Genomic DNA, 11,185 nt, shown 5'->3' with positions numbered 1-11,185 from the left:
ACGGGAGCCGGTATGCCCGACCTGACCGACGCCACCCGCGGCCGCGTCCTCTACGGCGGCGACTACAACCCCGAGCAGTGGCCCGAGAGCGTCTGGCACGACGACATCCGGCTGATGCGCCGGGCGGGCGTCACCACCGTCACCGTCGGCGTCTTCTCCTGGGCGCGGCTCGAACCCCGCCCCGGGGCACGGGACTTCGGCTGGCTGGACCGGGTTCTGGACCTGCTCCACGAGGGCGGGATCGAGGTGTGCCTGGCCACCCCGACCGCCTCCCCGCCGCCCTGGATGGGCTCCCGCCACCCCGAGACCCTGCCGCGCGACGAGAACGGCACGGTCGTCTGGTACGGCTCACGGAACCAGTTCTGCGCCTCGTCGCCCGTCTACCGCGACCACGCCCTGCGCATCACCGAGGATCTGGCGGACCGCTACGGCGGCCATCCGGCGCTGCGGATGTGGCACGTCGGCAACGAGTACGGCACCCACTGCTGGTGCGACGAGACCGCCCGGCACTTCCGCCGCTGGCTGCGCGCGCGGTACGGCGGCCTGGACGCCCTCAACGAGGCGTGGGGGACGGCCTTCTGGAGCCAGCGCTACGACTCCTGGGAGGAGATCATCCCGCCGCGCCGCGCCCAGTACCTGATCAACCCCGGTCAGGCGCTGGACTTCCGCCGCTTCACCAGCGACGTCCTGCTGGAGTGCTTCACCGCCGAACGCGACGCGCTGGCCGCCCGCACCCCGCACATCCCCGTGACCACCAACTTCATGCCGCTGTTCATCGGCCAGGACGGCTGGGCCTGGGCGGCGGAGGAGGACGTGGTCTCCGTGGACCTCTACCCCGACCCCAAGGATCCGCACGCGGCCGCCTACGGTGCGCTGGTCCAGGATCTGACCCGCTCCCAGGCGGGCGGCCCCTGGGTCCTCATGGAGCAGGCCGCGGGCCCGGTCAACTGGCGCGGTGTGAACCACCCCAAGCCGCACGGGCTGATGCGGCTGTGGTCCCTCCAGGCCGTCGCGCGCGGCGCCGACGCGGTCTGCTTCTTCCAGTGGCGGCAGTCCCGGCAGGGCAGCGAGAAGTTCCACTCCGGGATGGTCCCGCACGCTGGTGAGCACAGCCGCACCTTCGCGCGGGTGCGCGAACTCGGCGCCGAGCTGCGCGAACTGGCCCCGGTCGCGGGCACGGACGTCCCCGCGCGGGCCGCGATCCTGCACGACTGGCACTCCTGGTGGGCCACCGTCCAGGACGGCCGCCCCTCCTCCCTGGTCTCCTGCGAACGGCTGCTGCGCGCCTGGCACCAGGCCCTGTGGGAGCGGAACCTCACCACCGACTTCGCCCATCCGCACGCCGACCTCACCGACTACGCCCTCGTCGCCGTCCCCCAGCTGTATCTGCTCACCGACGAGGCACTGGACAACCTCGCGGCGTACGTACGCGGCGGTGGCACCCTCGTCTGCGGCTTCTTCACCGGCGTCGCCGACGAGGACGACCGGGTGCGCCCCGGCGGGGTGGACCGCCGCCTCCGTGGGCTCCTCGGCATCCGTACGGTCCACGAGTGGTGGCCGCTGGACGAGGGCGAGACCCTCACCGCCGAGGGCGCCTGGCTGGGCGCGTTCCACGGCACGCTCTGGTCCGAGGAGCTGGAGCCGTCAACCGCCGAACCGGTGGCCCGGATCAAGGGCGGCGAGCTCGACGGCCGCCCCGCCGTCACCCGTAACGCCTACGGCACCGGCACCGCCTGGTACGTCTCCACCCTCCCCGAACCCGCCGCCCTGCGCGCCCTCCTCGGCCGCGCCGCCGAGGAGGCGGGGCTGGCACCCGCGCTGCCCGGCCTCCCCGAGGGCGTCGAGGCGGTGCGGCGCGGTCCGTATCTCTTCCTGCTCAACCACGGCCGCACCCCGGCGGTCGTCCCCCTCCCGTCCGCTCCGTCCGCGCGGACGGATCTGCTCACCGGGCGCACCCACCACACCAGCGTCCGGCTGGACCGCTTCGCGGTCATGGTCCTGGCTCCGCCCGAATCCCCCGCCTGAAGCTCCCCCCCGAATCCCTCACGTGAAAGGGAAGGTCCCGTGCAACGAGCCGCTCGAACGCTCTTCCTCACCCCGCTGATCGCGTTACTCGCGCTGATCGGCTTCGCCGCCGCCCCCGCCCAGGCCGCCACCTGGTCCTCCTCGGACCAGTGGGGCACCTGGTCCAACGGCGGCTACACCCTCTACAACAACATCTGGGGGTCCGGCGCCGGATCCCAGACCATCTCGGCCAACTCCTACAGCGACTGGGGAGTGTGGGCGAACCATCCGAACACCGGCGGCATCAAGTCCTACCCCAACGCCAAGAAGGTCGTCGGCAAGAAGATCAGCGCCATCTCCACGCTGACCAGCACCTACAACGTCACCGTGCCGTCCTCGGGCGCGTACAACACCTCGTACGACATCTGGGACTCCAATTACGACTACGAGATCATGCTGTGGGTCAACAAGACCGGCCCGGTCGGCCCGCTCGGCACCGCCCAGGGCGATGTCACCCTCGGCGGCCACACCTGGAGCGTCTACAAGGGCAGCAACGGAGCCAATGAGGTCTTCTCGTTCATCCGCACCTCGAACTCCACCTCCGGCTCCGTGGACATCAAGCCCATCGTGAACTGGATCAAGAACACCAAGGGCTGGTTCGGCGATGTGACCATCGGTGACGTCCAGTTCGGCTACGAGATCACCTCCTCGGCCGGCGGTCTGGACTTCCGCACCAACAGCTTCGGGGTGAGCGCGAGCTGACTCCCGCGTACCGCCGCCGCCCGGCCACGCGGCGGCGGTACGCCACCGGCCCGGCGAGGTCGCGTCAGGACGTGCCGGGCGCCGGGCCCGAGCTGGCCCGTACGGTCAGCTCCGGGGCGAGCAGGGTCACCTGCTCCGCACGGGCGCCGCCCGCCAGTTTCGCCACCGCCAGCTCCACGGCCCGCCGCCCCATCTCCTGCGCGGGGATGGCCACCGAGGTGAGCCGCACCGACGCCTGGGTGGCCACCTGCTCGGGGCATATGGCGACCACCGAGACGTCCTCGGGCACCGCGCGGCCCTGCCGGCGCAACAGGCTGAGCAGCGGATCGATGGCCGCCTCGTTCTGCACCACGAAGCCGGTGGTGCCGGGCCGCTCGTCGAAGATCCGGGAGAGGGTGCCGTCCATGGACTCGTAGCTGCCCTCGCACGGGCGGTGCAGCAGCCGCACCCCCAGCTCGGCGGCGCGGCGGCGCAGCCCCTCCAGGGTCCGCTCGGCGAAGCCGGTGTGGCGCTCGTAGACGGCCGGGGCCTCGCCCACGACGGCGATCTCCCGGTGGCCGAGGTCCGCCAGATGCTCGGCGCACAGCGCGCCGGTGGCGGTGAAGTCCAGATCGACGCAGGTCAGGCCGACGGTGTCGGCGGGAAGACCGATCAGTACGGTGGGCTGGCGGGCCGCGTGCAGCAGTGGCAGCCGCTCGTCCTCCAGCTCCACATCCATCACGATCATGGCGTCGGCGAGTCCGCTGCCGGTCACCCGGCGCACCGCCGCCGGGCCCTCCTCGCCGGTGAGCAGCAGGACGTCATAGCCGTGGGAGCGGGCGGTGGTGGCGACCGCGATGGCGATCTCCATCATCACCGGCACATACATGTCCGTCCGCAGTGGCACCATGAGCGCGAGGATGTTGGAGCGGCTGCTGGCCAGGGCGCGGGCTCCGGCGTTCGGGTGGTAGCCGAGCTCCTTGATGCTGTGCTCGACGCGCTCGCGCGTGGGAGCGGAGATCGACCGCTTGCCGCTGAGGACGTAGCTCACCGTGCTGGCGGAGACTCCGGCGTGACGGGCGACCTCGGCGAGGGTGACCATGCGGGGGACTCCATCCGGGGGATTGTCAGCGAAGCGCTTCGACACATGGCCCGATCCTCTTCCGCCTGGCCATGTGGATTGACCCTAAACCCGCAGCGCAAGGGCTGTCCAGAGGATGTCGAAGCGCTTCAACGCGCCGTCCATATCCCTCTCCACCCCTGCCGGGTCCGCCGCCGCGGTGACCCCTCCCGAACCTCCAGATCCCGGTGTCCTCCCGCTTTGCCGTCCCGTCGGACCGGATGCACACTGGCAGCGGTACGTGCCGGTAATGTCACGAGATCGTCGCGGCAAAGGGAGCACCGATGACCGCATCCTCCGTCAGGCCGGTGTCCGAGCGTGAAGCGCGCCAGGTCGCCGAGGCCGCACGCGAACAGGTATGGCACAAGCCCAGCTTCGCCAAGGAGCTCTTCCTCGGCCGCTTCCGACTCGATCTGATCCACCCCCACCCCGCCCCCGCCCCGGACGACGTACGCCGCGGCGAGACCTTCCTCGCCAAGCTCCAGGAGTTCTGCCAAACGCGGGTCGACGCCGCCCGTATCGAGCGCGAGGCGCAGATCCCCGACGAGACCATCAAGGGGCTCAAGGAGCTCGGCGCGCTCGGCATGAAGATCGACACCAAGTACGGAGGGCTGGGCCTCACCCAGGTCTACTACAACAAGGCCCTGGCCATGGCCGGCTCCGTCAGCCCGGCGATCGGCGCCCTGCTCTCCGCCCACCAGTCCATCGGCGTACCGCAGCCGCTGAAGCTCTTCGGCACCCAGGAGCAGAAGGACCGCTTCCTGCCGCGCTGCGCCCGCACCGACATCTCGGCCTTCCTGCTCACCGAGCCGGACGTGGGCTCCGACCCGGCCCGCCTCGCCACCACCGCCGTGCCCGACGGCGAGGACTACCTGCTGGACGGCGTCAAGCTGTGGACCACCAACGGCGTGGTCGCCGACCTGCTGGTGGTGATGGCCAGGGTGCCGCGCTCCGAGGGCCACAAGGGCGGCATCACCGCCTTCGTCGTCGAGACCGCCTCCGAAGGCGTCACCGTGGAGAACCGCAACGCCTTCATGGGGCTGCGCGGCCTGGAGAACGGCGTCACCCGCTTCCACCGGGTCCGCGTCCCGGCCGCCAACCGGGTCGGACCCGAGGGCGCCGGTCTCAAGATCGCGCTGACCACGCTCAACACCGGACGGCTGTCGCTGCCCGCGATGTGCGCGGGCGCCGGGAAATGGTGTCTGAAAATCGCCCGCGAATGGTCCGCCGCCCGTGAGCAGTGGGGCAAGCCCATCGCCAAGCACGAGGCCGTCGGCGCCAAGATCTCCTTCATCGCGGCGACCACCTTCGCCCTGGAGGCCATCATCGACCTCGCCTCCCAGATGGCCGACGAGGACCGCAACGACATCCGCATCGAGGCGGCGCTCGCCAAGCTCTACGGCAGCGAGATGGCCTGGCTGATGGCGGACGAACTGGTCCAGATCCGCGGCGGCCGGGGCTATGAGACCGCGGCCTCGCTGGCCGCCCGCGGGGAGCGGGCCGTCCCCGCCGAGCAGATGCTGCGCGATCTGCGCATCAACCGGATCTTCGAGGGCTCGACCGAGATCATGCACCTCCTCATCGCCCGCGAGGCCGTGGACGCTCATCTGTCGGTGGCGGGCGACCTCATCGACCCCGACAAGTCCCTCCAGGACAAGGGCAAGGCGGCCGCCAAGGCCGGGGGCTTCTACGCCCGCTGGCTGCCCGGCCTGCTCACCGGCCCCGGCCAACTGCCCCGTGCCTACCCGGAGTTCTGCCCGGCCGGGCACCCGGACCTCTCCCCGCACCTGCGCTTTGTGGAGCGCTCGGCGCGCAAACTGGCCCGCTCTACGTTCTACGCCATGTCCCGCTGGCAGGGCCGGATGGAGACCAAACAGGGCTTCCTCAGCCGGATCGTCGACATCGGCGCGGAGCTGTTCGCGATGAGCGCGGCCTGCGTACGGGCCGAGATGCTGCGCTCCCGCGGCGACCACGGCGTCGCGGCCTACCAGTTGGCCGACGCGTTCTGCCGGCAGGCCAGGATCCGTGCCGAGGAGCTCTTCGGGCGGCTGTGGACCAACACCGACGAGCTCGACCGCAAGGTGGTCTCCGGGGTGCTCTCCGGGGCGTACGAGTGGCTCGAGGACGGTGTGATCGACCCCAGCGGCGACGGCCCCTGGATCGCCGACGCCGCCCCCGGCCCGACCGCCAGACAGAACGTCCACCGACCCATCCACTGAGGAGCCGCGGGGAAGCCGCCGGAGCACGTGCTGACGAGCCCCCGGGATCCGCGATCACCGGATCCCGGGCCTTGTCACCGAGCCGTCACCCCTTGCCCCCACAATGGGGGGATGACGGATTCCCTGGCTGACCCGCATCTGCGCGTTCCGGCGGCCACCGCCGCGGCGAGCGTGCGCGACATCGTGATCCTGGGCTCCACCGGTTCGATCGGCACCCAGGCCATCGACGTGGTGCTGCGCAACCCCGACCGCTTCCGCGTGACCGGCCTGTCCGCCGCCGGGGGACGGGCCGGGCTCCTCGCCGAGCAGGCCCACCGGCTGCGGGTGGACAGGGTCGCGGTCGCCCGGCCCGAGGCGGTGGCCGAGGTGCGCCAGGCGCTGAGCGCGCGCTACGGCGCCGGTGAGCCGCTCCCCGAGATCCTGGCGGGGCCCGATGCGGCCACCGAGCTCGCCCGTTCCCAGTGCCACACCGTGCTCAACGGCATCACCGGCTCCATCGGCCTGGCGCCCACCCTGGCCGCTCTGGAGGCGGGCCGGGTGCTGGCGCTGGCCAACAAGGAATCGCTCATCGTCGGCGGCCCCCTGGTCAAGGCCGTGGCCAAGCCCGGACAGATCGTCCCCGTCGACTCCGAGCACTCCGCGCTCTTCCAGGCGCTGCTCGGCGGCGCCCGCGAGGAGGTCCGCAAGCTGGTGGTCACCGCCTCCGGCGGCCCGTTCCGCGGCCGGACCAAGCGGGAGCTGGCCTCGGTCACCCCTGAGCAGGCGCTGGCCCACCCCACCTGGGACATGGGCCCGGTGATCACGATCAACTCCGCGACCCTCGTCAACAAGGGCCTGGAGGTCATCGAGGCTCATCTGCTCTACGACATTCCCTTCGAGCGGATTGAGGTGGTGGTCCACCCTCAGTCGTATATCCACTCGATGGTTGAATTCACCGATGGCTCGACGCTCGCCCAGGCGAGCCCGCCCGATATGCGGATGCCCATCGCGCTCGGCCTCGGCTGGCCCGAGCGGGTGCCGGACGCCGCGCCCGGCTGCGACTGGACCAAGGCCCACACCTGGGAGTTCTTCCCCCTGGACACCGAGGCGTTCCCCTCGATCGGGCTCGCCCGGCATGTCGGCGACCTCGGCGGCACCGCCCCGGCCGTCTTCAACGCGGCGAACGAGGAGTGCGTGGACGCCTTCCTCGACGGAAAGCTGCCGTTCGACGGAATCGTCGATACGGTCGCCGAGGTGGTGGCCGAGCACGGCACCCCGGCCGCGGGAACCCGGCTCACCGTCGCGGACGTCCTCCAGGCCGAGACATGGGCCCGCGCCCGCGCAACGGAACTGGCCGCCAGAGCGGCGAAGGCGACCCCGGAGGCTCGCGCATGACGACACTGATGACGGTCCTCGGCATAGTGGTGTTCGCCGTCGGCCTGCTGATCTCGATCGCCTGGCATGAGCTCGGCCATCTCTCCACGGCCAAGCTCTTCGGCATCCGGGTGCCCCAGTACATGGTCGGCTTCGGGCCGACCATCTTCTCCCGGAAGAAGGGCGAGACCGAGTACGGCATCAAGGCGGTTCCGCTGGGCGGCTACATCCGCATGATCGGGATGTTCCCGCCGGGCGACGACGGAAAGATCACCGCGCGTTCCACCTCACCGTGGCGCGGCATGATCGAGGACGCCCGGTCGGCCGCCTTCGAGGAGCTCCAGCCCGGCGACGACAAGCGCCTGTTCTACACGCGCAAGCCGTGGAAGCGCGTGATCGTCATGTTCGCCGGGCCCTTCATGAACCTGGTCCTCGCGGTGGTGATCTTCCTCGGGGTGATGATGAGCTTCGGCGTCAACACCCAGACCACCAGTGTGGGCACGGTCTCCCAGTGCGTGGTCGCGGCCTCGTCCTCCACCGACAAGTGCCCCAAGGGCGCCAAGGACTCCCCGGCCAAGGCCGCCGGTCTGCAGCCCCGGGACAAGATCGTCGCCTTCAACGGCCACCCCACCCCGGACTGGGGCGCCCTCCAGCAGGACATCCGCGAGACCACCGGCCCCGCCACGATCACCGTCGAGCGGGACGGCGTCCGCAAGACCCTGCACGCCGACCTCATAAAGAACCAGGTCGCCAAGTCCGACGGGAACGGCGGCTATGTCGAGGGCGAATTCGTCACCGCCGGCTTCCTCGGCTTCACCCCGGCCAACGGAGTGGTCCAGCAGTCCTTCGGGCAGTCCGTGGACCGTATGGGCAACATGGTCGAGGACGGCATCGACTCGATGATCGCCCTGCCCTCCAAGATCCCGGACCTGTGGAACGCGGCGTTCGGGGACGGCGAGCGCAAGGCGGACTCCCCGATGGGCGTCGTGGGCGCGGCCCGGGTCGGTGGCGAGGTCGCCAGCCTCGACATCCCGCCCTCCCAGCGGATCGCGACCATGCTCTTCCTGGTCGCCGGGTTCAACCTCTCGCTGTTCCTGTTCAACATGCTGCCGCTGCTGCCGCTGGACGGCGGCCACATCGCGGGCGCGGTGTGGGAGGCCGTCCGGCGCCACACCGCCCGGCTGGTCCGGCGGCCCGACCCCGGACCGTTCGATGTGGCGAAGATGATGCCGGTCGCCTATGTGATCGCCGGAGTCTTCATCTGCTTCACGCTGCTCGTCCTGGTGGCGGACGTCGTGAACCCCGTGAAAATCTCCTGATGACGCGAGATGTCCTGAAGTTCACCTTTGGGTGGACTTCAGGAGCGCGGTGTGCTGAGGACATGACCGGTGCCGTAATCTCGGAGATCGGAGTCCGCTGATCTCCAGCCACGCACACACCTTGGGGTTACGAACCAGATGACTGCGATTTCGCTAGGAATGCCGTCCGTACCGGCCAAGCTCGCCGAGCGCAGGGTCAGCCGGAAGATCCAGGTCGGGTCGGTGGCCGTGGGTGGTGACGCGCCGGTTTCGGTGCAGTCGATGACGACGACGGTGACGGCGGACATCGGTGCGACGCTGCAGCAGATCGCGGAGTTGACGGCGTCGGGGTGCCAGATCGTGCGGGTGGCGTGTCCGTCGCAGGATGACGCGGACGCGTTGCCGGTGATCGCGAAGAAGTCTCAGATCCCGGTGATCGCCGACATTCATTTCCAGCCGAAGTACGTGTTCGCGGCGATTGATGCCGGGTGTGCGGCGGTGCGGGTGAATCCGGGGAATATCCGGCAGTTCGACGACAAGGTCAAGGAGATCGCGAAGGCGGCGTCGGGGGCGGGTGTGCCGATTCGTATCGGGGTGAACGCGGGGTCGCTGGACAAGCGGTTGCTGGAGAAGTACGGCAAGGCCACGCCGGAGGCGTTGGTGGAGTCGGCGTTGTGGGAGTGTTCGCTGTTCGAGGAGCACGGGTTCCGGGACATCAAGATCTCGGTGAAGCACAACGATCCGGTGGTGATGGTCAACGCCTACCGTCAGCTGGCGGCTCAGTGTGACTATCCGCTGCATCTGGGTGTGACGGAGGCGGGTCCGGCGTTCCAGGGGACGATCAAGTCGGCGGTGGCGTTCGGTGCGCTGCTGAGTGAGGGGATCGGGGACACGATCCGGGTGTCGCTGTCGGCGCCTCCGGCGGAGGAGGTCAAGGTCGGCATCCAGATTCTGGAGTCGCTGAATCTGCGGCAGCGGCGGCTGGAGATCGTCTCGTGTCCGTCGTGCGGTCGGGCGCAGGTGGATGTGTACAAGCTCGCGGACCAGGTCACGGCCGGTCTTGAGGGCATGGAGGTCCCGCTGCGCGTCGCGGTCATGGGCTGTGTCGTCAACGGCCCCGGCGAGGCGCGCGAGGCGGACCTGGGCGTCGCCTCCGGCAATGGCAAGGGGCAGATCTTCGTCAAGGGCGAGGTCATCAAGACCGTGCCGGAGTCGAAAATCGTGGAGACCCTGATCGACGAGGCCATGAAGATCGCCGAGCAGATGGAAAAGGACGGCATCGCCTCCGGCGAGCCTGAGGTCTCGGTCAGCTGATTTTTGAGGCTCGGTTCTCCCCCAGCTACCGCTGGGAGTGGCCCCCGCCGGGGTGCAAAAGTCACCCCCAGCCACCGCTGGGGGTGCCCCCGGCCGGTAAGACCAAGCACCCGACGCTCTCCGGTGTCCTTCGGCTCATCCAGTTCCCGTTGGAGGCGAACCCGAGCCGTGGAAAAGGCGGTGAGGGGCCCTCTTGGCCTGCGCGGTAGAGTCTGGAGAATCGACGTCCCCGGCCCGCGGGCCCGCACCACGTGAGGCAGACCGACACGTGCTGACCACGTCCACCACCAGGGTCCTCGAGCCCCATGAGCTCGACGCGGCCCTTGCGGTGCTCGACCGTGACCCCGTCTCGAACGCCTTCGTGGCCGCCCGCGTCCAGGTCGCCGGCCTGGACCCGTGGCGGCTCGGCGGCGAGATGTGGGGCTGGTACTCCGGCGGACGGCTGGAGTCGCTCTGCTACGCCGGGGCCAACCTCGTACCCATCTGCGCCACCCCCGAGGCCGTGCGCGGCTTCGCCGAGCGCGCCCGCCGGGCGGGCCGCCGCTGCTCCTCGATCGTCGGCCCCGCCGAGACCACCGCCGGGCTGTGGTCCCTGCTGGAGCCCAACTGGGGCCCGGCCCGTGAGGTCCGCGCCCGTCAGCCGGTGATGGTCACCAGCACGATGCCCGCCGACGTCCCGCCCGATCCGCTGGTACGCCGCGTCCGTAAGGACGAGATGGACGTGATCATGCCTGCGTGCGTGGCGATGTTCACCGAGGAGGTCGGCGTCTCGCCGCTCGCGGGCGACGGCGGGCTGCTCTACCAGGCGCGGGTCGCCGAGCTCGTCACCGCCGGGCGCTCCTTCGCCCGGGTCGAGAACGGCCGGGTGGTGTTCAAGGCCGAGATCGGCGCGGCCACCCCGCACGCCTGCCAGATCCAGGGCGTATGGGTGGCCCCCGAGTACCGCGGCCGCGGCCTGTCCGAGACCGGAATGGCGGCCGTGCTGCGCTATGCGCTGAGCGAGGTGGCCCCGGTGGCGAGCCTGTACGTCAACGACTTCAACACCGCGGCCCGCGCCGCGTACCGCCGGGTCGGCTTCCGGGAAGTCGGCGCGTTCATGAGTGTGCTGTTCTGATCGACAGGCCAGTAGGGTGCCG

Annotated in this window: 8 protein-coding genes; 7 read left to right on the top strand and 1 reads right to left on the bottom strand. The window is 70.3% G+C overall.

The window, feature by feature from the left end; translation table 11 throughout:
- The first annotated feature begins 12 nt into the window (after positions 1 to 12).
- Both ACMTAK_RS16205 and ACMTAK_RS16200 read left to right on the top strand, forming a co-directional pair.
- The gene (locus ACMTAK_RS16205; protein ID WP_413806892.1) at positions 13 to 2,025 is read left to right on the top strand and encodes a beta-galactosidase; all 2,013 of its coding nucleotides are present in this window, start codon (positions 13 to 15) and stop codon (positions 2,023 to 2,025) included.
- Positions 2,026 to 2,064: 39 nt separating this feature from the next.
- Entirely contained in the window at positions 2,065 to 2,766 is a 702-nt protein-coding gene (locus ACMTAK_RS16200) for a glycoside hydrolase family 12 protein (protein ID WP_413806891.1), read from the top strand.
- A gap of 64 nt (positions 2,767 to 2,830) precedes the next feature.
- Here ACMTAK_RS16200 and ACMTAK_RS16195 read toward each other — a convergent pair whose 3' ends face one another.
- Positions 2,831 to 3,847 (bottom strand): LacI family DNA-binding transcriptional regulator, encoded by a 1,017-nt coding sequence (locus ACMTAK_RS16195; protein WP_413806890.1) that lies wholly within the window; start codon positions 3,845 to 3,847, stop codon positions 2,831 to 2,833.
- Positions 3,848 to 4,149: 302 nt separating this feature from the next.
- Here ACMTAK_RS16195 and ACMTAK_RS16190 point away from each other — a divergent pair, with 302 nt between their 5' ends.
- The 5 genes from ACMTAK_RS16190 to ACMTAK_RS16170 all read left to right on the top strand — a co-directional run bounded on the left by ACMTAK_RS16190 (position 4,150) and on the right by ACMTAK_RS16170 (position 11,163).
- Entirely contained in the window at positions 4,150 to 6,084 is a 1,935-nt protein-coding gene (locus ACMTAK_RS16190) for an acyl-CoA dehydrogenase family protein (protein ID WP_413806889.1), read from the top strand.
- 111 nt (positions 6,085 to 6,195) lie between these two features.
- On the top strand, positions 6,196 to 7,458 hold the full coding sequence (gene dxr, locus ACMTAK_RS16185) for a 1-deoxy-D-xylulose-5-phosphate reductoisomerase (protein WP_413806888.1): 1,263 nt from the start codon (positions 6,196 to 6,198) through the stop codon (positions 7,456 to 7,458).
- Entirely contained in the window at positions 7,455 to 8,756 is a 1,302-nt protein-coding gene (locus ACMTAK_RS16180) for a M50 family metallopeptidase (RefSeq protein ID WP_413806887.1), read from the top strand. The genes dxr and ACMTAK_RS16180 overlap by 4 nt, the downstream gene beginning before the upstream one ends.
- 138 nt (positions 8,757 to 8,894) lie before the next feature.
- A complete protein-coding gene (gene ispG / locus ACMTAK_RS16175; RefSeq protein ID WP_413806886.1) occupies positions 8,895 to 10,049 on the top strand; it encodes a flavodoxin-dependent (E)-4-hydroxy-3-methylbut-2-enyl-diphosphate synthase in 1,155 nt (384 codons plus the stop codon).
- A gap of 268 nt (positions 10,050 to 10,317) precedes the next feature.
- Positions 10,318 to 11,163 (top strand): GNAT family N-acetyltransferase, encoded by an 846-nt coding sequence (locus ACMTAK_RS16170; RefSeq protein ID WP_413806885.1) that lies wholly within the window; start codon positions 10,318 to 10,320, stop codon positions 11,161 to 11,163.
- The last annotated feature ends 22 nt before the right edge of the window (positions 11,164 to 11,185 follow it).

The organism is Streptomyces lacaronensis, assembly GCF_047337785.1.
GTDB classification, from domain to species: Bacteria; Actinomycetota; Actinomycetes; order Streptomycetales; family Streptomycetaceae; genus Streptomyces; species Streptomyces lycopersici.
The sequence above is the reverse complement of the archived record's forward strand: the minus strand, read 5'-3'. Positions and strand labels throughout refer to the sequence as shown.

Coding starts and splice junctions, on each gene's coding strand:
- ACMTAK_RS16180 (WP_413806887.1), top strand. CDS start 7,455: ATGACGACACTGATGACGGTCCTCGGCATAGTGGTGTTCGCCGTCGGC.
- ispG (WP_413806886.1), top strand. CDS start 8,895: ATGACTGCGATTTCGCTAGGAATGCCGTCCGTACCGGCCAAGCTCGCC.
- dxr (WP_413806888.1), top strand. CDS start 6,196: ATGACGGATTCCCTGGCTGACCCGCATCTGCGCGTTCCGGCGGCCACC.
- ACMTAK_RS16190 (WP_413806889.1), top strand. CDS start 4,150: ATGACCGCATCCTCCGTCAGGCCGGTGTCCGAGCGTGAAGCGCGCCAG.
- ACMTAK_RS16205 (WP_413806892.1), top strand. CDS start 13: ATGCCCGACCTGACCGACGCCACCCGCGGCCGCGTCCTCTACGGCGGC.
- ACMTAK_RS16195 (WP_413806890.1), bottom strand. CDS start 3,847: ATGGTCACCCTCGCCGAGGTCGCCCGTCACGCCGGAGTCTCCGCCAGC.